Below are 20,015 nucleotides of genomic sequence, written 5' to 3'. Positions count from 1 at the left end.
GCACCAGATCCCGCCGGACACGCTCGATGACGTCCCGCTGGTCGTCGAGAAAGCCGGATATCGCCTCCAGCAGCGGCTCCAGGCGAATGCCCTGATCACGTTGCCGCATCAGCTCCCAATCGGCAAAGCTGATCTGTCGCGCTGTCGCTCTCACACCGCTCGGCTCTTCTTGCTTTTGGATGCTTCGGCGCGCTGTCGCTTCAGCGCTTTGATGTATCGCGGTGCCGCCTGGTGCAGCAGATCCTGCAGAGCGCGCCCGTTGTCCAGGTTGCGCTGAACCTCCGGCACAAGCTCTTCCGGCACGTAGACGGCAACACGACGCCCGTTCGCGCGACCGTAGAGCACATAACTTTGATGCTGTTCGCCAGACTGGCACGCAGGGCAATTCTTGCGGATGCACCGGCTACGACGCAGGCTCAGCGAACCCAGAAGCGCAGGCCAGAGATTCGTCGATTCGCTTCGCAGCCAGCGCGCGACATAAGGCGATTCCGAATCAACATGCTTCATATGAAGAATGTGATACCATGCACATGTACGCCGCAAGAAAAAACGTGCTCGAAAATCGCGAAATAACCCCTATTTTAAAGGGCGAAATGTCTTTCGCGACAGAAACTAGCTAGTTGCTGATCATTCCTTCGTCCCTCGCCGTTGCGCACTATGTGGCCGATTTCCGGGAAGGCCGCAGAGCTCGACACCATCCCGCTTGCAATTGCTTGATGAAGTTAAAGCGATTCCCTGATCATTCCGCTCGATTTCAAAAAGTTAAATCAGTTTTGTGACTTTCCTATCTTGATCGTTTGAACCCACGGCGCTGACGGTTTGATTTTCCGGGTCGGAGTAGCTTCAGGCGGCGAGCTTTTTCGTCGGGTGCTGGGCTGCCCAGGCCAGAGTATAAGCTCGTCGAACCCTGCAGCGGGCCACAGATCGACGAGTTTGGTCACCACGTCGGAGAGACAGGCTTGCGGATCGACGCCGCTCAATTTGCAGGTCTCGACCAGCGAGCGATGCAGGCCCAGTTCTCTGCTCCCTCGTCGTAGCCGAAGAGTGCATTTTTGCGAATAAGGATAATGAGGCAGATACCGCGCTCGACGATGTTGGTGTCGAGCTCGATGCGGCCGTCATCGAGGAAGCGGGTGAGCCCGTCCCAGTTCAAGCCGTAGCGGATCTCATTAGCGATGTTTGCCTTGGCCGAGATGTGGGTGAGCTGGTGCTCGAACCAGCTCTTGAGCGATGTCACCAGCGGCTTGCTCCTCCTTGGCGCAGACGGCGCCGATCGTCGGCGCTCATGCCCCGGATCGTCTTCTCGATTGGATAGAGCACAGCAATCCGCTCGAGCGCTTCGCTCGCAATCGGCGCATCACCACTTTTGGCGAGTCGTAAAACCGGCGACGCAGGTGCGTCCAGCGAAAGGCGAGCGTGATTGCGTCGCCAGGCGTCCCGCGGCGATGCTCTTGTGAGCGTCATAGGCGTCACGTTGCACTGCGATAGCCGTCGAGCGGCTTGACCCCGTGAATCGCGCCCCCGGGGAGCATAGGTGAAGCGATGACCGCCGCGAGGATCGACTCATGCCGGATAATCGCCGTTCAGCGGCCCGCGCTGAATGATCGCTTACGGAGATGCCGAAGCGGCGGAGACAATCCGGGATTTATCGAAACCGTCACTGTCTTTCGAGACCTGCGCGTCCAGGTGGCGCGGCGTTGGAAATAGCGGGCCGGCTGAACACGCTGCTCGGCCTAGCTTATCCAAAGTAGTGTGGGGAACCATGGTAGCGAGGAGCGCTACTATCGATGCATATCATCGCCTACGGCATTAAGCCTGGCGGCCGGGCCAGCACATGTCGGCTTTGCAAGCTGACAAAGCTCAGCGACAGTCGTGAGTATTTGAATGTGGAGCTTTACATCAGATTTGGCGCAGACAAAGATGATAACGCAGCGAAAATGGGACGTTTTACACCAAGCTCGTGCGTGTCGTCTGCTGACGGCGCTGGCCTTTCCACGGCCATCAGCTCGTATTGAAGCTGTCTCAGGCTCCCTTCTTGTTCTCCGCCACATGGGTCGCAATCGCGTTCACCAGCGGCGGTGACAAGCAGTCATAAGCCTCGAGCCCGAGCTCCTTCAGCCGGCCGCGAATGGCGCCCGTCTGCTCCGGGTTCACGCCAGATTCGATCAGCGATCGACAGCGCTTCGTCGCAACGCGTTGTGGAATATCTTCAGCTTCGTCAAACCAGGCGCGCCGCTTCGGCGCGATCTCGTCGCGATACCTACAACACTCGCAGGGCCGTGCCCGATACCCATCGGTGATCACCTGGTTGGTACACCAGATCTCGTCGACAAGTTGGCAGCTTTGATGTTTGCAGCGGCGCGTACGCCGAAAAGCCAAGACGGGCTGCGGACCGTAATTGCGGCCATGAGGCTGTGAAGGCAAGATCGGCCGGCCACTTGATGGTCGAGAGCGCAACACCAAGTTCTTCGACGACGGCCGCGAACAGATCGATGGTGTCAACGTCCATGAATAGCAATTGACGCCGAGCGCCAGCAGAAGTCCTCAGGGACGGCTTCATCACGCGAGTTATAGCGTGACGAACCGCCGGAAAGCTTAGCAGCGCCGGCGGGCCGCTGCCCCCTTCACGTGTTCCAGCCGGAGCTATTCTTCGTCGCCCGCTCCGCAATACTTAGTTCGATCCTAAACCAGTAGAGATTTCATACTAATCGCCGGATCTGCGAGCGCCTCAGCCTTGGGAGCAAGCCGCCTGCCGATCATCGTCTCGGCGACACGAATTTCCTTGGCGATCGCCCTCAGGGTGCCGAAGCCGCATGCGGCGACGAGGCGACCGTCGGCAGCGAGGTAGAAGAAGAGCTGGCCCTCCGCGCCGAGATTTCTGGCTACCGGGACGTCCTTTTCACGACAGAGACCGGCGATTTGGAGTGTCTCGTCGTATTGATCCGACCAGAACCACGGCACGTCCTCATAGGGGCGGTTCGCGCCCAGTATGTTGGCTGCGGCCGCCGCACCTTGGCGCTGCGCGTTGCGCCACGCCTCTAGCCTGATTCGCTCGCCATAGAGCCGATGGGGAAACGAACAGCAGTCGCCAGCCGCGAAGATGTGCGGATCCGAGCTAGCAAGCGTCTCGTCCAGCAAAATGCCGTTAGCCACGGCTAATCCTGCCGCCTGAGCGAGTTCGACGTTCGGGACGGCGCCAACTGCAACGAGCACCAGATCGGCGAGGTGCGTGCGGCCATCTGCGAGTACGACCCTGGAGCGCCCTTCATTCGCGTCGACGCGCTCGACCATGGCGCCGGTCTCGATGCGCACGCCGGAACGCTCATGCTTGGCCTGGATCAGTTCCGCCATGGATGGCGGGACTGCCCGCGTCAGCACCCGCGGGCCGGCCTCGACCACAGTCACCGAAGCGCCTCTCGACACCGCACTCGCGGCAACCTCGAGCCCGATGAAGCCGCCGCCGATGATCACCACCTCGCACTTTCGACCAATGATTTGGCGGATAGCCAATGCATCGGCATAGGTGCGCAGCGTCGCCATTCTGCTTCCTGGCGCGACCGGAATGCTCAATGTTCGGGGACGAGAGCCAGTGCTCAGCAGCAGTCGTTCGTAGGCCAGCTGCGCCCCGTCCGAGAGTCTGATCGTGTGTGCCGCGCGATCTATCGACTCGACACTCCTGCCCACGAGATAGCCGATTTCCAACTCCGCCAGGCGCTTGTGCGTGACGAGCAGTTTTGGTTCAGGATACGTCTCCTCGATGAGGATCGCCTTCGACAGCGGCGGCCGCTCATATGGCAGCATGCTTTCGTTGCCGATCAGGACGATCGAGCTGCGGCAGCCGCCCTCGCGCAGGGCGATCGCTGCAGCCGTGCCGGCCTCACCCGCGCCGACGATCACCATTGCGGGTTCGTTGCTCAAGCAAGCGAACCCTGTTCGAGAGCGAGTTGCGCGTCGACTGCCGTACGCTCGAACAAGTCCCGCACTAGGGACTTGATCAACAGCGCTTCCTCCCAGCGATCGGTGGTGTCGTTGCCCTCGCGATCGGTGATCGCGTAGGGCCGCGGGCCAAGTTCGCATGCGAAAGAGAGAAGCGCATCCACACCTGCGCGCTTTCGCCAGCTCCTAAAACCGTATTCCCACCAACGTAGGAACAGGTCGAGCCAAACCTTGTGCTGCGGAAACGTAATCTCAACCTGTATCTGCTCGCGTGACGCGATGCGGCCGTGAAATGCCCATGTCCGGTCGAGCACCTGGCGCACCAGAGCTTCGTCTTCGTCAGAGATCGGATACCAGAATTCGCGGCCCAAGAGGACGTGTGAGAGGTCCGACAACATGCGCATCTCAGAAACCCTATCCATGAGATCGAGTGTGAATAGAAGGTCGGTGGTCATCCTGTTGCGGTGCGTCTCGAAATAGATCGGCATGCCGGCCTCTTGGGCTAGCTTGATCCAGCCTTCCAGTAATGGAATGCAATCTGCAACTCGGCGTGGGCGGACGTCGGGCTGGACGTTTAAATGTAAAGCGCCGAGTTGCCGGCCGAGATCGATTGCCGCTTTCAGGTCGTCGATCGTCTGCGGAAAGCACGTGCCCTCGACCGCAAGTCCCGTGCCGGCCAGGGCACGTGCGATTAGGGCGACGCGCGCGGGATCGACACAGGATGTACTAATGCCGTCGAATCCCGCTTCCTTGATCATCGTCAGGCTAGATTCGATAGAGCGTTCAATCCCATCGGGTTGGCGCCGTTCCATCGCCCAGAGTGACTGCAGTACGATCAGCTTCTGCTTCGACACGATCTAATCTCCCACGCTGGTCCTGCTCAGATCTTGACGAAGACGTTGTCGCCCTCGACCTTGACCTCGTAGGTGCGCAAGTCGATGCATGCGGGCGGCACGCGTGCCTCGCCGGTCCGGTAATCGAAGGCTCCGAAGTGCTTCGGGCATTCGATGATATAGCCATCAACGATGCCGTCCGCGAGATGGACCTTCTCGTGGGAACAGTGACCGTCCATCGCGAAATAGTCGCCTTCCGGCGAGCGAGCAATCACAAGCGTGCGCCCACCATGGTCGAATCGGAGCGCCGCTTCCGGCTCCAATGCGTCGGCGGCGCAAGCGACCACCCACTCTCCTTCCGCAGTCAATTTGGCTTTCCTCTGATTTAGATTGTTGATAGCGGCCCGCGTTGGCGGTGAAGCCCCGGCCTGCGGCCGTCCTGACGCCGGCCCGGCAGATAGGGCTTCCACAGTGTAGGGCAGTCGCGCGAAATCGGCAGCCAATACACCGCTCGATCCTGCAACGATCGCCTCGTCGGCTTCAAACGCGGATTTCTGCTGGCGCAATCCGCCAACGTGGGTTGTAACGACATTTCGGTTTGGATTATTGCAATTGACTCCGTCCCACGCTTAGATTCTGCGTTCGTGTATCCTTCTTTGAAGGATTTCACCGGATAAGCTCGTTCTACCAGCCGGACAACCCGAGCCGACGAAATCGCGGAAATCGTGCGTGACGCCAATTCTGTAAACGGACAGCTTTCGCCTGCGCAACGGCGCTTCCGCATCCAACGCGGCATAAGCGAGCGACACCCGACCAAGGAGCGCGACGAGTTGAACGCGGAGCCACGAATTGGATCGTCGAAGCGACGCCGATCAAAACACGAGATTGGGGGGCGGCGGCGACGTCGCGCTGCGGCCCGCCCCGAACACCTCGTGATGCTTGCCAAGCGATGCGCTTTGGTGCCGCTGAACTACGCGGGCCATGAACTTTAGGCGCACAAGGCATCGGCTCCGGAACAATCAATCATCGCTGCGTTTGAACTGGAAGACAGCCCACCTAACGCCGGCTGGCTGGCATGGGCCCTGCCCGTGCGCAACCGAAAGCGCACCGCGATCGAAGACAAGTGCAGTTCACCGTGTCTGGTGGCAGGTCCTGGCGCAATAGCCGGCCCGTGCTTTGCACGTGCATCAACCACCTCGCTAGCTATTTTTTGCGTTTGCGCCCTACCGTGCTTGGCGACCCGTCCCGCGTTAGTGAGTTCGGGGGGTAGCGTCTCGCGCTCGTAGCTGCGGGATCTCGCGAATTTTCTGCACCACTGGCCGGCTGATTGCGGTAATACTGCGGGTCTCCGCCTCAAATCGCTCGTCACGAATGCTGCGCATGCCTTATGACGTCTGCGCGGGTTGGATGCTTGCCGCAAGGGCGTTGAGTTCGGGGTCAGCGAGCTTCTCGGGGGCCCGCGCTTCGAAAAGCGCCTGCAACCCAGGTCCATGTGGCAATCGCAGACAAACCAAAAGCAAGCTCAGCTATTCAGTCTAGGCGTTTTCGCCTTTACTCAATATAGAGAGCGCGATCGGATCGTGTGACGCGCTCGTTCGAATGCGATTTCATGAAATGCCTCGCGCTCCAGCACGTCGCGCGCCGCCAGGCGACCGGTGAGCTTGCCGGTCGCTTCCGCCATCACCGTCGCCCCGCCTTCCTGGCGGCAGTAACATTGATCCGCACGTCGTGACAGCGCGAGGACGGCGACTCTCGTCAGGAACACAGAATACATACTTCACATCTCGAACGACAAGCTGGTCAATGATTATCTGGCCGCCTGTTCGAAATTTTAACTCTTTGAAGAAGAATCCTTCTGGGCAGCGGCGCCCCTTCAGGAATCAGTCAATATTGACATTTGAGTCCTGCAATTTCACACTAACTCTTGAGTACCACGGTATCGCTCGCGGCCCAGCTAACCGTCACTGGAAGGCCGGCCGGCGCGCAGTCGGAGGCGCGTGACGAAACGGTTTTGATACGCAAGATCCGGCCTCCATCACACCTAACCGCGATCCGCGTCATGCCTCCGACGAATGATGTTTGTGCGACAGTGCCCGCACATGCATTGTCTCTGACAGATGTGACGGTTGGCGCACTCCGGCCGATCATTTCAATCTTCTCAGGCCGTACTAGCACCTTGACCAGCGACCCGATAGCATGACCTTCGGTACTGCACACCACGAGCGTGAGACCATCGGACGTCATCACGGTGTTGGCTGCCGTTACTTTTCCTTCGATAAGATTTGATTCGCCGACAAAATCCGCGACAAACTCATTGACAGGCTCGAAATAGAGCTCATCCGGCGTCCCAAGCTGAGCTATCTGTCCCGTGCTCATCAGGCAGATGCGATCAGACATGTTGAACGCCTCCTCCTGATCGTGGGTCACGTAAATGACGGTGGTTTTCAAGTCCTTATGGAGGCGCTTGATTTCACCTTGCATCTGTTCGCGCAGATTCTTGTCCAGTGCTCCAAGCGGCTCATCCATCAAAATGATGGTCGGCGAATAGACGATACAGCGCGCGATGCCGACGCGCTGCTGCTGACCACCGGATAGTTGGCGCGGCTTGCGATTTTCAAAACCGCGCAGGCCGACGCGGTCGAGCGCCTCCGTTACCTTCGCGCGGATCGTATTAGCCGGCTGGTGGCGCGCACGGAGCGGATAAGCCACATTGTCGAAAACGTTCATGTGAGGCATCAGCGCGTAGTTCTGGAAAACCATCCCGATCCCCCTCTCGCGCGGCGGCATGCGGGTAATGTCGCACCCGTCCAACAGTATTGTGCCCGTCGTCGGCCCGGTCGCGCCTGCGATCAGGTTAAGCAATGTTGTCTTGCCGGAGCCCGACGGACCAAGCAACGTCAGGAATTCGCCCTTCTCTACGCTCAAATCGGTCGGATGCAGCGCCGTCACCGGGCCATACGTTTTCGATATGCCCTTCAGCGCGATCGCGTGGGCGACTTGGCCGCCAAGATCGGTGGCGTTATGCATCCGGGTTACTCCCTCGCCGGAACGGTTAGGGCCGCGTGCGCACGTCCGTTCATGTTGCTGAATGTCTTCAATGGCTTCCACTTTCTCTATCGGAGGCATCATGCGTCATCATATCCTTATAATGTCCATTCCGGTCGTCGCGTCGATCAAAGATCGACTGACGATCCTTTCCTCGATGCGATCGCGACGATGGTGGCCAGCAGGGAAATTGCCGTCAGCAGGGTGGATACGGCTGCGATTACCGGTGACAGTTCCCATTGGAGCGCAGTGTACATTTTCACAGGCAGGGTGACATTGCCGGGCCCGGCTAAAAACAAGGAGATGATGACTTCATCGAAGGACAGCAGAAAAGCAAAGAACGCAGCACTCACGAGGGAGGGAACGAGTTGTGGTATAACGACCGTCAGGAACATCCGCATGGGTCCGGCACCCATCAGCTCGGCGCCGAATTCGAGATTACGGTCCAATTTGTTTACGCCGGCAACGATGATGACGATCACAAAGGGCAAGGTGACCATAACGTGGCCGAGCACAATGGAGAGCGTCGTTCCACTAATGCGAAAATACGAGAAGTACAGATAAAGGCCGAGGGCTGTCACGATATGGGGCACGATCATCGGGCCCATGATCAGACCGGTGACGAGGCCTTTACCAGCGAATTCATGGCGAGCAATCCAGTAGCCAGCCGGGACGCCGGCTAACATCGCCAACGCAGCTGTGGCGACCGCGACCTTAAGGCTCTGGAACAGCGGATTTAGCCAGTCGGCAGAGCTAAAGAAAATCTCGAATAGGGCGAAGGAATAGCTTTCCGGCGGGAACGTCAACGCATTAGTCGGCCCAAATGCCATGGGGATCGTCACCAGGATCGGGAGAAGGAGGTATAGATAAACTATCACAGCCAACCCGGTTCCCATGCTCCGGTAGCGACGCAGCAGCGGATCGTGAATGATTTCGGACAAGAATACCACCCTAGAACTTGCGCCGGCGCCAAAGCGCAGCGGGCGTGGCGAAAGCTATAACTATGCCGAACAGTATCACGCTGATGGCCGAGGCTTTGGGCCAGTCCAAGACCTGCCGGTTATAGAAATCGACCAGATTGGACAGCATGAAATCGCGCGGCCCGCCTAGTAGCGCGGGAATAACGAAGGCGCCCAGAGACATCACGAAAATGCTCATTAGGCCGGCGAGGACGCCGGGTAGGCTCATGGGAACGGTCACCGTCCAGAAGATGCGGGCCGGCTTAGCGCCCATGATTGAGGCCGCGCGATAAATGGCGCCATCGATCGCGAGCAGGCTCGCAAGGACCGGCAGAACGATGAGCGGAACTTGATAGCTGGTCATTCCGACAAGAAGCCCAACTAGGTTGAATATAAGCTGAATTTGAATCTTCGTGGCGAATATCCAGCTCAGGAAAGAATTGATGATACCCTCGCGCCCTAAGATAACCGTGAATGCGAAGCATTTGACCAAGACGCTGGTCCAGAACGGCAGCAGCACGAGCACCATCAAAAACGCCCTGCGACGCGCCGGTTGACCGGCAAGATGCAGCGCTACGATGAATCCTAGAAGCAAACTGAGCAGGGACGACAAGCCTGCAATATACAACGTCGTGACCATCGATTGCCTAAACAACGCGCTGGTCAAAACCGCGTCGAACGCCGCCAGCGAGAAGTCCGGTCCGTGGACGCTGGTGAAGAGGACGTATGAGAGCGACGGCGCCACGATCGCGACCCCGATCATAGTGCCCGGTGACATGAATATGGTCTGCGCCCGCAGGCCACTTGTTGGGGTCATGGAATCGAGAGATTTCCCATTTGGAGATCAAGAAGAAACGTTGGCTTGCCGCCGGGCGGGGCCTCAAGGGACCCGCCCGGCGGCGACAGAGCAATTATGTTAGTTTCCATTCCTGGAAACGGCGCGTTACCGCCTCATGATTCTCCGCCCAGTATGTGCCATTGGAGTAGACGCTTTTGGGATTGTTGAAATCTGGCTGCCATTTGCTCACATTGGGTGACAACATGGCGGAGCCTTTTTTAGATACCGGACCGTTGCCCACCAAGTCACATAATCTCGTCTGCACTTCTGGTCGCAGGTAGTAGGCGATCAGCTTCATCGCACTTTCTTTGTTTCGCGCGCCCTTGACAACTTGGAGGGTCACTCCGCCATGGAGGTTTTGTTCGAAGGAATACGCCAAAGGTACCCCGCCGCCCGCTTCGGTCGTCACCTTTACCCGATTGACGGTGGCGATGCTAAAATCAACCTCGCCCACTTGCAACAAGGAGACATCTTGCGGGGTGTTGGCTGACCATACGATCTGGGACTTGATGCGGTCGAGCGCCTTGAAAGCGCGATTCAAATCCAGCGGGTAGATGTCCTTCGGTGCTACGCCGTCAGCGGCCAACGCCGTCTCCAGCGTGCCGGTAGCGGCCGCGCGCATGGCGCGTCGCCCAGGAAACTTCTGCAGATCGAAGAATTCGGCAAAAGTTGTCGGATGCTTACCGGGGCCAAATTTCTTCGGATCCCATGATATGCCGCGGCTATAGATTTCATACGTAACGTAGTCGCTTGCCGGTTGAACTTTCAAATCTTTGAGGTCGAACAGGGAAGGATCGAGCTTCTCCCAAAAGCCCTGCTTGGATCCGGCGGCGGACTCCTCATCTGCGCTCAAATAAATGTCTATTTCGATATTGCCAGTGAGCAGCATGGCCTTGACTTTATCCAGTCCAGGATAAGGGACGATCTGAACCTTGATCCCCGTTTCCTTGGTGAAAGGATCGAACACGGCTTTGACTGTGGCATCTTGATAAGATCCGCCATAACTAACTATCGTAACTGAATCGGACTTGGCCGCGGAGCGCGAGGCACTGAGCACAATCGGGGCAGCAACGATTCCGGCCGTCCCGATAAGGACGGAGCGGCGTGAAATATCCTTCTGCATGACATTTTCCCCTTTCGTTGATCGCTCGGAATTTCAAGCGCATCGAGCCGATGTCGAATTCGCGCATACCCCTATTGCCAATAGTAAGAAGGGAAGACGCCCAATGTCGCCGAAAATCCGCCTGGAGACGCAGGAACTCGGCGAGTAACTCGCGTTTACGAGAGTTTTCGACTCAGAGTAATCAGCTAAGTCTGAGGAGTAGCCGTGCCTTCTTCGAGTGGGTGCGATCCAACATCTTGGGATGGCATCCGGAACTGGAAGCCCGACATCTTGTCGTTCCCCTGCGCCATCGCGATTTGATAGACACGTTTTCTCGGCAACTGGCGGACATGACGTTGAATGCTTTGCGCGGCGGCGCGCAACGCCGCACGTCGGGCTTAGGAGCACAACGATCATGTGCAGCACGCGCCAAACGCCGTTTGACGCGGCCTTCCCGGCGGGGAGAGTCAGCGAGATGCTCGGCAATGAGCCCAATCGCTTCCGCCGGTGCGACCCTCAATCGCAGCCCGCGGGTGCCCAACAATAAGCAAATGCCAGCCGTAGGTGATCGACGGCGCACTTGACTGCGGATTCCGAGACGATGGTGCGCACCGTACCGATTTGATGGCGCGCAGGGTTCCGAAATGATCACGCGCAGCATTCCGAGCATTCTCCGCGCAGCATTCCGATTTGATGGCGCGCAGTTTCGGATGGTGTGAGGCCTGATCGTTGGGCCATTTCTCCGGCTGGAAACAGCTTGGAGAATTGGATGCCGACGAGGAGGGTTATCATGCGCCAGGTGCGCGAGATTGTGAGGTTGAGCCTTGAGGCTGGGCTCTCGACGCGCGTGGTTGGCGGGCGTGTCGGCGTCGGGCCGACGACGGTACGTGACACGCTGAAGCGGTTTGCGCGCGCGGGTCTGGCATGGCCGGTCCCGGAAGCGATAAGCGACGCCGAGCTGGAGCAGCTGCTGTACGGGGTGCCTGGCGTGAAGCCGGGCCGCCGCAAGGTGGCCGAGCCTGACTGGTCCGTTATTGCCCGCGAGCTCAAGCGCAAGCACGTGACCTTGCAGGTGCTGTGGGACGAGTACATTGCAGAGCATCCGGACGGCTATCGGTACAGCCGTTATGTTGCGACCGGATTTATGTTGTGGAAGGAGCTATATTTGCGGGGATCCTGAACGCTGCGGCATTATTCACGCAACATAATTTGACGTCTGAGTAGCGAACTTTTGTCCAGGGAGGTTCGCTATGAATCAGACAACTTATTCGGACCGCTTGACGGTGCTCCATGGTGATAACGCGCCATTCGCTAACGAGCGGTACCGGTACCTTCGCCACTGTGCAGAAGGCGGTGCGACTCCAGCTTCTCTTGAGATCAAGCGCAAAGAGCTGTTGTGGATTGCCGCGCATCTCGGTCCAGATGCTTCGGCGGGCGTCGACATCGAGGCGCTCCAACGGATCGCGACCGAGCGGCAACGCCTTCGTGGGGCTGTCACAGCTGCGCAAAGAGTGGTCAACATTGGACGACCTTGGCTTCGATTTCTCGGTTGGTGGCGTGAACCGACCGTCGTGTTCCAGTACCAGAGCCAACTCGACCAGTATGTGACGTGGATGCGCAATGAGCGCGGATTCACGCCATCGACGGTGGAGCAATGGAATCGGATGATCGGCAGGTTCCTACGCTGGTGTGATCAGACAAACCGGCAACTCAGGGACCTTCAGCCTGAGGACGTTGACGCCTATTTCGTCACCCAGGCGACGGGACGATGGTCCCGCGTCTCGGTGGCCAACACAGCCTCGACCTTGCGGGGATTTCTGCGCTACGCGGCAAAGCAGGGAATGTGCACGGACCGCATAGCGGCGTCGATTTGCCGGCCTCGGCTCTATCAACAGGAATCGCTGCCGTATGCCCCAGATTGGTTCGATGTGCGGCGCATGTTGGCCGATGCTGAGACCGACAACCCCCGGGACATCCGTGATCGTGCGATTTTGCTGTTGCTTGCGGTCTATGGAATGCGCAGCGGCGAGGTGGCGGCATTGCGTCTCGATCAGATCGACTGGGAAGGTAGGACGCTACGGCTCTTCCGCCTGAAGCGCCGCCAGCCGCAGATTTACCCGCTGGTTTCCTCTGCGGCTGAGGCACTCGCCCGCTACGTCGACACGGTGCGGCCGCCGTCGTCATGCTCGGAAGTATTCCTCTGCATGCACGCGCCCCGTCGACCGTTGAAGGCAGAAAGCATCTATGATGTCGCTAACCGCAGATTTTGTTGCACTTGGAATCGACGCTGCCCATCGCGGTGGCCATGCGTTGCGCCACGCCTGCGCCTCCCGGCTTCTTGCCGAAGGTCTGTCGATAAAGGAGATCGGGGACCATTTGGGACATCGCAGCGCGGCGTCAACCAGCATCTACGCCAAGGTGAACATGCAGGCGCTTCGCGAGGTCGGAGCGTTCGACCTGGGAGGCCTCCAATGATGCTGACCAACGTCGTCGACGCCTATCTGGCCAAACAGCGGTCACTGGGGGCGCGTTTCGAGTCCGCTGAGGTTCTGCTCCGCAGGTTCTGCCGAGCGATGGGCAATCGGGATATCGGCGAAGTCACCCCAGAGGCGGTAGCCGAGTTCCTCCAAGGCAAAGGATCGCTCAGTGCCACCTGGATGCTGCGATATAGGGTTTTGAGCGGCCTTTATAGATTCGCCATCAGTCGCGGGTACGCGGCATCCTCCCCACTGCCGACAACATTTCCAAAAGCTGAGGGTGTCAGAAAGAATGTGTAAGCAGGTTTCTGTGAGTTTACCTTACCGAGGAGACTCACATGACGAGCGACACGACGATTACACCTGAACTACTGGATCAACTGCTTGCTAACTATGAAAAGCGTGAAGACCTCACAGGTGCGGACGGGCTTTTCAAGCAGCTGAAGAAGGCGCTGATTGAGCGAGCGCTTGGTGCGGAACTGAGCGACCATCTTGGCTACGAGAAGGGGGACCCGGCCGGCCGCGGCAGCGGCAATAGCCGCAACGGGACCAGCGCGAAGACGATCCTGACCGAGGACGGCGAGATCGACATAGCTGTGCCACGCGACCGGGCCGGCAGCTTCGAGCCGCTATTGATCGCCAAGGGCCAGACCCGTTTCGACGGCTTCGACGACAAAATCCTGAGCCTCTACGCGCGCGGCATGACGGTGCGCGAGATCCAGGGGCATTTATCTGAACTTTATGGGGCCGAGGTCTCGCCGGATTTGATCAGCCGGGTGACCGACGCGGTTCTCGACGAAGTCCGAGAATGGCAAACCCGTCCGCTCGACCCGGTCTATCCGGTGGTGTTTTTCGACGCGCTGCGGGTCAAGATTCGCGATGAAGGCATGGTCAAGAACAAGGCCGTCTATGTCGCGCTGGCGCTCAATCCGGACGGCGAGAAGGAGGTTCTGGGGCTGTGGATTGAGCAGACCGAAGGCGCCAAATTCTGGCTCAAGGTCGTCAACGACCTGAAGACGCGTGGCGTCAACGATATCCTGATCGCGGTGGTCGATGGGCTCAAGGGCTTTCCCGAGGCGATCGCCTCGGTCTATCCGCAGACCGTGGTGCAGACCTGCATCGTGGGGTCGTTGAAAAAGTCTGCGGTCGTCGATTCACTGATCCCGCCGGTTCTCTTTGATTCGCGAGGTGGGCAGGATGCTGGGTCGGAAAGAGCGCGATCAGCTGGAGCTGTTCATCACCGGTTCGTTGCGACAGCTCGTTCCAGACGACCACATCCTCGCTCGCGTCGATCGCGTGTTGGACCTCTCGTGGCTGCGTGACGAGGTCGCCGATCTCTACTGCACAGATAACGGACGCCCGGGGATCGACCCGGAAGTGGCTGTTCGGCTTATGGTTGCCGGCTTTCTGCTGGGAATCATCCATGACCGACGGCTGCTGCGCGAGGCGCAGGTCAATCTCGCGATCCGTTGGTTCGTGGGCTACGGTTTGCACGAGGTGCTGCCCGACCACTCGTCGCTAACGCGCATTCGCCAGCGCTGGGGTGCCGAGCGCTTTCGCAACATCTTCAAGCGCACGGTGAAGGCGTGCATCGCAGCCAGGATTGCGACCGGCGAGATCGTTCATATCGATGCATCGCTGATCCGCGCGAATGTGAGCTGGGACGCTTTGGCAGGGCACCATGTTGCCGACGTAGAGGCGGCCAATCCATCCGAGTTCGAATGGGAAGATCGTCAGAGCGGCAAATACAAGAAGATCTGCACGACCGACCCCGATGCGACTATGGCGACGAACGGTCGTAACCGCCGTCTCGAACCCTCCTACAAGCAACATACGGCTGTCGATGATGTGAAGGGCGTCGTTGTCGACGTCGAGGTGACGACAGGCGAAGAGAACGAAGGTATGGCCGTAGAAGCTCAGCTCGATGCCATCGCCATGACAACCGGTGTCGCTATTAAGATGGCGACCATGGATGCAGGCTACGCCTATGCTAAGGTTTTTCGGGCGTTGGAGGACCGCCAGATCGATGCCATCGTACCGGCCAAGGCCGAGCGGCGACCTGGCAAAGTCATACCGACGCGGCGCTTTAGGCTCGATGCCAAGCACAACCTGGTGCGCTGTCCAACTGGCAAGATCCTACGGCCCAAGGGCAAGCTGCAACGGGGCTCTTTTCAACACTTCCATGCGAGTCGCGAAGACTGTCGGGCCTGTCCCCTGCGGCCACGTTGCGTGAGCCCCTCCCGCCATGCGCGTGTGGTCGTATTCAACATTAACCACCCGTCGTTGCTTCGAGCGCGGCGCAAGAGGCTCAGATGGGGAAACCATGAACACCATTTCTATCGGCGTCATCGTTGGCGAGTTGAGGGGCTGCATGGCGAAGCCAAGACTTGGCACGGTCTCGCTCGCGCCATCCGTCGTGGCAGAGACAACATGCGCATCCAAGCTTTCCTGACTGCCGCTGCTGTCAATCTGAAGCGGTTGGCTGCAGCACTCTTCGCCATTTTGCTGGTGTTCGCTCCCCACGTTAATGATCGGATCCGTTTTCAAAGGATCGCCTCAACCTGAGGCCCAACCAGCCGCGCGCCCACATCTGGCAAGGACGCGAGTCAATTCAAAGAACGGGCTTTTTCAACGACCCCATCGTGCACCTGATCCGCAACAGTCTGGCGTTCGTAGCCTGGAAGGATCGCAAGGCAATCCTGCCTGCCATCAAGGCAATCTACCGGGCCGAGAATGCCGACATGGCGCTGGTCCGGCTCGAGGAGTTCGAGGACGAATGGGGCAAGCGCTATCCGGCGATCGGCCAGGCTTGGCGCCGCGCCTGGGAACACGTCGTGCCGTTCATCGCGTTCGCTCCTGGCGTCCGCAAGATGATCTACACTACCAACGCAGTCGAGGCGCTGCACCGTAGCTTGCGCAAGATCATCAAGACCCGCGGCAGCTTTCCAAACGACGACGCGGCGTTGAAGCTGCTTTATCTCGCCATCAAGAACGCCGGATTGAGGTGGCGGCGAGGCGTCGAGTGGACTGCCGCCATGGGCCAGTTCGCCATTCAGTTCGGCTCGCGTTTTCCGGGATCAGCGCGATGACCAAAGTGTCGATCACCCGTCTTATCCGGCGGCCCGAGTTTGGCCGATCAGCAAGCTCTGTAAAGGCGGGCCTGCGGCCCCCGCCTGCGGCGGCTGCGGCCTTGACAGAGCTTGCTGCCCGGCCACTGTTAGCCACCATGGGATCGATGACAATGTCCGGCTGATGCAAGAAACGACTGCAATTCAATCTTCACAGAGGCCTCTTACACAAAATATCTGACATTCCCCCAAAGCTGCCGCCGCAACAAACGCCCTATGTTTATTCCACGGAAGAACTGCGCCGCCTGTTGGACGCGACCTCGATCCTGAAGGTTGGGCATCGCCCTCACGTGCCAGCTATGTACCGTACGCTCCTCTTGTTGCTGTACGGAAGCGGCATGCGTATTGGCGAGGCGCTTCGTTTGGTCTTGCAAGACGTGGATCTGACTGATCAGGTCATCACCGTCCGTGACACGAAGTTCTTCAAAACGCGCCTCGTGCCAATCGGACCAAAGCTCAACCAGGAACTGGTCGAGTACGTCGAGCGCCGTCGCCGGCTCCCTCTGCCGCGCGGGAAAGGATCTCCATTATTTACTACGCGCGGCAGTCTACCGTGGCACTATGTGCGGGTCATCTCCTGGTTTCAGCATGTCCGCCGAGCCGCCGGAATCAGTTGCCCTGTCGGCGAGCCTCGACCTCCACGGCTGCACGATATTCGCCACACAGCCGCGGGGCACCGGGTGATCGCATGGTATCGCTCCGGCCAGGAGGTGCAGCGACTGCTTCCGCAACTCGCAACCTACCTTGGCCACATCGATATCCGTTCAACCCAGCGCTATTTGCAGATGACGCCTGATCTCCTCCAGGCGGCCAGCGAGCGCTTTGCTCTGTACGCGATGGAGGCTGACCATGAAGGATAAGAGCCTGCTTGGTCCGTGGATCCGGCGGTTCTTGCTGGAACATCTGGTTGCCGAGCGCAATCTTTCCCGCAACACCCAAGCCAGCTACCGCGACACACTGACATTGTTGCTGCCGTTTGCCAGCAAGCAGGGAGGCTGCGCCATCGATCGCATGACCGTGGAAGATCTCACGCCGGAAGTCGTCCGCAAGTTCCTGGACCACCTGGAGCGCGATCGCCAGTGCAGCGAGGTTACCCGCAACCAGCGGCTGGCGACCATCCATTCACTTGCGCGCTTTATCGGGACGCGTTCGCCGGTCCACCTGGCCTGGTGTTCCGAGATACGAGCAGTGCCGTTCAAGAAGACGACCAAGACCGCGATTGGATACCTCGAAAAGGCCGAGATGGACGCGTTGCTAAACCAACCTGACCGACGCACGAGTCTTGGGGTGCGCGACCATGTTCTGCTGCTTTTCCTATACAACAGCGGTGCTCGCGCCGATGAGGCAGCAAAATTGACGGTCGGCAATCTCCAACTGGGCGCGTCCCCGTCAGTGCGACTTCACGGCAAGGGAAACAAGATCAGAATCTGTCCATTGTGGTCAACGACGGCAACCTCGTTGACTCGTCTTGTGGCCGACCGGAGCAAAAGTGAAGCGGTCTTTCTCGGGCGGACGAACCAGCTTTTGACGCGCTTCGGAATACACCATCTCGTGACGCAATATGCCGCTATGGCGCGCGAAACGGTGCCGACGTTGGCGACGAAGCGCGTGAGCCCACATATGGTTCGGCACACAACGGCCGTGCACCTGCTGCGCGCCGGCGTCGACATCAACACGATCCGTGCTTGGCTGGGCCACGTGTCATTAGACACCACGCACATCTATGCTGAAGTCGACCTGGAGATGAAAGCAGAGGCGTTAGCCAGGGTCGATATCAGCAGCCTGAGGCCGCCACCTCGGCAACCCTCTCTCCCCTCGTTGATGGCATTCCTGAAGGCCCTGTAGGCCGAAAGGTCACACTCTTATGTTGCGGAGCGAGCCGAGGAGGTTGGCGAAATCCTTGGCTCACTCCAGCAGCGACAACATAAATCTGGCCGCAACATAACGGCTGTTGGACGAAGCCGCTCCGCGGCAGAACACTCGGCAAGGGTGGCCCATCGTCGGATGAAGGAATGCGGCTGAAGCAACTGTAACTGCTTTGGCGTGCCATGGTGAGACGTAATTTGCAGCGTTCATAGGCTTGGCTTCGAGCAAGATGGCGTTGCTGCCCTCGGGCAGTTTTCGTTTTTTTTGCCAAGGAGCCTTCGATGACCCCGCTTCGGTTACGCATGATAAACGACATGCAGATCCGCAACCTGTCACCGCACACGCAGGAGTCCTATCTGCTGCAGGTTTCGCAGTTCGCCCGCCATTTTGCGAAGTCGCCGGCTTTGCTTGGGCCGGAAGATGTCCGCGCCTACCAAGTCTATCTGACGAACGAGAAGAAGTTGGCGCCGAAGTCGATCCACGTGACCGTCTCAGCGCTCCGTTTCTTGGACCGTGTCACGCTCGGCCTCGAATGGGATTTCGACCTCATCATTCCGTGTCCAAAGGCGCCAAGACACTCGCCGTCATCCTCAGCCCCGAAGAGGTGCTGCACTTCCTCGGCTGCGTGGAGAGCCTCAAGCATCAGGTGATCCTGACAACATGCTACGCCGCCGGTCTGCGCATTTCCGAAGCGGTACGCCTAAAGCCGGGGGCCATCGACCGACAGCGGATGGTGCTACGCGTCGATCAAGGCAAGGGGAAGAAGGACCGTTACGTCATGCTCTCGGCACGGTTGCTGGAGACACTGACCGACTATTGGCGCGCCGTCCGGCCGAGCACGTGGATGTTTCCCGGCGGTATCCCCAACGAACCGATATCGACCAACGCGGTGCAGGACGCCTGCAGCAAGGCGCATCGGTTAACGGGCCTTGCCAAGCCCGTGACGCCGCATTCGCTGCGGCATGCCTTCGCCGTCCATCTACTCGAGGCCGGCACCGATCTTCGCACCATCCAGCTCTTGCTTGGCCATCGGAGCCTGTCCACAACCGGGCAATATCTCCGGATAGCCACGAACAAAGTCTGCGCGGCGACCAGCCCGCTGGAGCTGCTGCCGCGCCCAATCCCTAAGGCACCACCACCGCCGCCGCCTGAACATTTCTGACGGCGGCCCCATGGGACGCTCAGGTCCGGAAGTGGCGGATATCTTCCGCCGCTATGGTGCTGCCTGGCGCGAGCAGCACTGGAGGTCCCTATCGACCGAACGACGTGCAGCAATGACGGCGATCGAGCGCTGCCGAACGGCCGCGCTCGGTGGCCATGTCGACCAGTGCGATCACTGCGGAGAGCGGCGGATCTCCTACAATAGCTGCCGCTCGCGCAACTGCCCCAAGTGCCAATCGCTCGCGCGGGCAGAATGGATCGAGGCCCGACAAGCGGAGCTTCTCGATACCCAGTATTTTCACGTTGTTTTCACCATACCCGACCAAATCGCAGCGATCGCATTCCAGAATGCCGGCACCGTGTACGATATTATGTTCCGCACAGCTGCAGAGACTTTGCGGACTATCGCTGCCGACCCCAAGCACCTCGGTGCCGAGATCGGGTTCTTTTCTGTCCTTCATACTTGGGGCCAGAACCTCCTTCACCATCCCCACCTCCATTGCGTCGTTCCTGGAGGAGGACTGTCCCCGGATGGCAGCCGCTGGATCGCGTGCCGGCCCGGCTTCTTTCTTCCCGTGGCCGTGCTTTCCCGTCTGTTCCGGCGCCTATTTCTCCGCGCCTTGCAAAAGTCGTTCGATACCGGCGAGCTACAATTCTTCTCGTCGCTGGA

At 59.1% G+C, this 20,015-nt stretch carries 17 protein-coding genes and 4 pseudogenes; 10 read left to right on the top strand and 11 right to left on the bottom strand.

The features are described from left to right. Positions 1 to 150: 150 nt before the first annotated feature. Positions 151 to 507 (bottom strand): DUF6788 family protein, encoded by a 357-nt coding sequence (locus CQ13_RS36040; protein ID WP_057847522.1) that lies wholly within the window; start codon positions 505 to 507, stop codon positions 151 to 153. Between the two features lie 336 nt (positions 508 to 843). Then, positions 844 to 1,544: pseudogene (locus CQ13_RS42070) on the bottom strand (IS66 family transposase); the annotation flags it as partial. A gap of 243 nt (positions 1,545 to 1,787) precedes the next feature. On the opposite strand from CQ13_RS42070, the gene CQ13_RS43845 reads away from it, so the two are divergent. After that, positions 1,788 to 2,015, top strand: coding sequence for a hypothetical protein (locus CQ13_RS43845; RefSeq protein ID WP_156434107.1), 228 nt, complete (start codon positions 1,788 to 1,790; stop codon positions 2,013 to 2,015). Positions 2,016 to 2,022: 7 nt separating this feature from the next. Here CQ13_RS43845 and CQ13_RS42065 read toward each other — a convergent pair. The 9 genes and pseudogenes from CQ13_RS42065 to CQ13_RS35985 form a co-directional block, all read right to left on the bottom strand. Next, positions 2,023 to 2,172 (bottom strand): annotated as a pseudogene (locus CQ13_RS42065) (S-(hydroxymethyl)glutathione synthase); the annotation flags it as partial. A 510-nt stretch (positions 2,173 to 2,682) separates the two neighbouring features. Continuing rightward, positions 2,683 to 3,900 carry an NAD(P)/FAD-dependent oxidoreductase gene (locus tag CQ13_RS36020; RefSeq protein WP_057847518.1) on the bottom strand — a complete coding sequence of 406 codons (1,218 nt, stop codon included), beginning with the start codon at positions 3,898 to 3,900 and terminating at the stop codon, positions 2,683 to 2,685. Between the two features lie 14 nt (positions 3,901 to 3,914). Next, positions 3,915 to 4,748: a sugar phosphate isomerase/epimerase family protein gene (locus CQ13_RS36015; RefSeq protein WP_057847524.1), complete on the bottom strand. Its 834-nt coding sequence runs from the start codon at positions 4,746 to 4,748 to the stop codon at positions 3,915 to 3,917. A gap of 68 nt (positions 4,749 to 4,816) precedes the next feature. Then, positions 4,817 to 5,137 carry a MocE family 2Fe-2S type ferredoxin gene (locus CQ13_RS36010; protein WP_057847523.1) on the bottom strand — a complete coding sequence of 107 codons (321 nt, stop codon included), beginning with the start codon at positions 5,135 to 5,137 and terminating at the stop codon, positions 4,817 to 4,819. A gap of 1,187 nt (positions 5,138 to 6,324) precedes the next feature. Continuing rightward, positions 6,325 to 6,543, bottom strand: a complete 219-nt coding sequence (locus CQ13_RS47430; RefSeq protein ID WP_057847517.1) for a hypothetical protein — start codon at positions 6,541 to 6,543, stop codon at positions 6,325 to 6,327. A 143-nt stretch (positions 6,544 to 6,686) separates the two neighbouring features. After that, on the bottom strand, positions 6,687 to 7,796 hold the full coding sequence (locus CQ13_RS36000) for an ABC transporter ATP-binding protein (protein ID WP_057847516.1): 1,110 nt from the start codon (positions 7,794 to 7,796) through the stop codon (positions 6,687 to 6,689). Between the two features lie 146 nt (positions 7,797 to 7,942). Next, positions 7,943 to 8,755 (bottom strand): ABC transporter permease, encoded by an 813-nt coding sequence (locus tag CQ13_RS35995; RefSeq protein ID WP_156434106.1) that lies wholly within the window; start codon positions 8,753 to 8,755, stop codon positions 7,943 to 7,945. A 10-nt stretch (positions 8,756 to 8,765) separates the two neighbouring features. Next, positions 8,766 to 9,590, bottom strand: a complete 825-nt coding sequence (locus CQ13_RS35990) for an ABC transporter permease (protein ID WP_057847514.1) — start codon at positions 9,588 to 9,590, stop codon at positions 8,766 to 8,768. Positions 9,591 to 9,684: 94 nt separating this feature from the next. Further along, positions 9,685 to 10,734 (bottom strand): ABC transporter substrate-binding protein, encoded by a 1,050-nt coding sequence (locus CQ13_RS35985; protein WP_057847513.1) that lies wholly within the window; start codon positions 10,732 to 10,734, stop codon positions 9,685 to 9,687. 769 nt (positions 10,735 to 11,503) lie between these two features. Here CQ13_RS35985 and CQ13_RS35980 point away from each other — a divergent pair. The 9 genes and pseudogenes from CQ13_RS35980 to CQ13_RS35935 form a co-directional block, all read left to right on the top strand. Then, on the top strand, positions 11,504 to 11,893 hold the full coding sequence (locus CQ13_RS35980) for a helix-turn-helix domain-containing protein (protein ID WP_245309557.1): 390 nt from the start codon (positions 11,504 to 11,506) through the stop codon (positions 11,891 to 11,893). A gap of 70 nt (positions 11,894 to 11,963) precedes the next feature. Further along, complete coding sequence (locus CQ13_RS47425; protein WP_430649734.1) at positions 11,964 to 13,490, top strand: tyrosine-type recombinase/integrase; 1,527 nt, start codon at positions 11,964 to 11,966, stop codon at positions 13,488 to 13,490. 38 nt (positions 13,491 to 13,528) lie between these two features. Beyond that, positions 13,529 to 14,332, top strand: a pseudogene (locus tag CQ13_RS35965) (IS256 family transposase); the annotation flags it as partial. A 55-nt stretch (positions 14,333 to 14,387) separates the two neighbouring features. Further along, on the top strand, positions 14,388 to 15,755 hold the full coding sequence (locus CQ13_RS35960; RefSeq protein WP_057847510.1) for an IS1182 family transposase: 1,368 nt from the start codon (positions 14,388 to 14,390) through the stop codon (positions 15,753 to 15,755). Between the two features lie 77 nt (positions 15,756 to 15,832). Further along, positions 15,833 to 16,279, top strand: a complete 447-nt coding sequence (locus CQ13_RS35955; RefSeq protein WP_057847509.1) for an IS256 family transposase — start codon at positions 15,833 to 15,835, stop codon at positions 16,277 to 16,279. A 176-nt stretch (positions 16,280 to 16,455) separates the two neighbouring features. Next, positions 16,456 to 17,178, top strand: coding sequence for a tyrosine-type recombinase/integrase (locus CQ13_RS35950; RefSeq protein WP_082637851.1), 723 nt, complete (start codon positions 16,456 to 16,458; stop codon positions 17,176 to 17,178). Beyond that, positions 17,168 to 18,163: a tyrosine-type recombinase/integrase gene (locus CQ13_RS35945; protein ID WP_057847507.1), complete on the top strand. Its 996-nt coding sequence runs from the start codon at positions 17,168 to 17,170 to the stop codon at positions 18,161 to 18,163. Before CQ13_RS35950 ends, CQ13_RS35945 begins: the two co-directional genes overlap by 11 nt. 302 nt (positions 18,164 to 18,465) lie before the next feature. Then, a pseudogene (locus CQ13_RS35940) lies at positions 18,466 to 19,346 on the top strand (site-specific integrase). A 10-nt stretch (positions 19,347 to 19,356) separates the two neighbouring features. Next, on the top strand, positions 19,357 to 20,015 hold a 659-nt coding region (locus tag CQ13_RS35935; protein ID WP_197427554.1), incomplete at its 3' end, for an IS91 family transposase.

The organism is Bradyrhizobium retamae, from assembly GCF_001440415.1.
GTDB classification, from domain to species: Bacteria; Pseudomonadota; Alphaproteobacteria; order Rhizobiales; family Xanthobacteraceae; genus Bradyrhizobium; species Bradyrhizobium retamae.
This window is presented reverse-complemented; position numbering and strand designations above follow the sequence as displayed.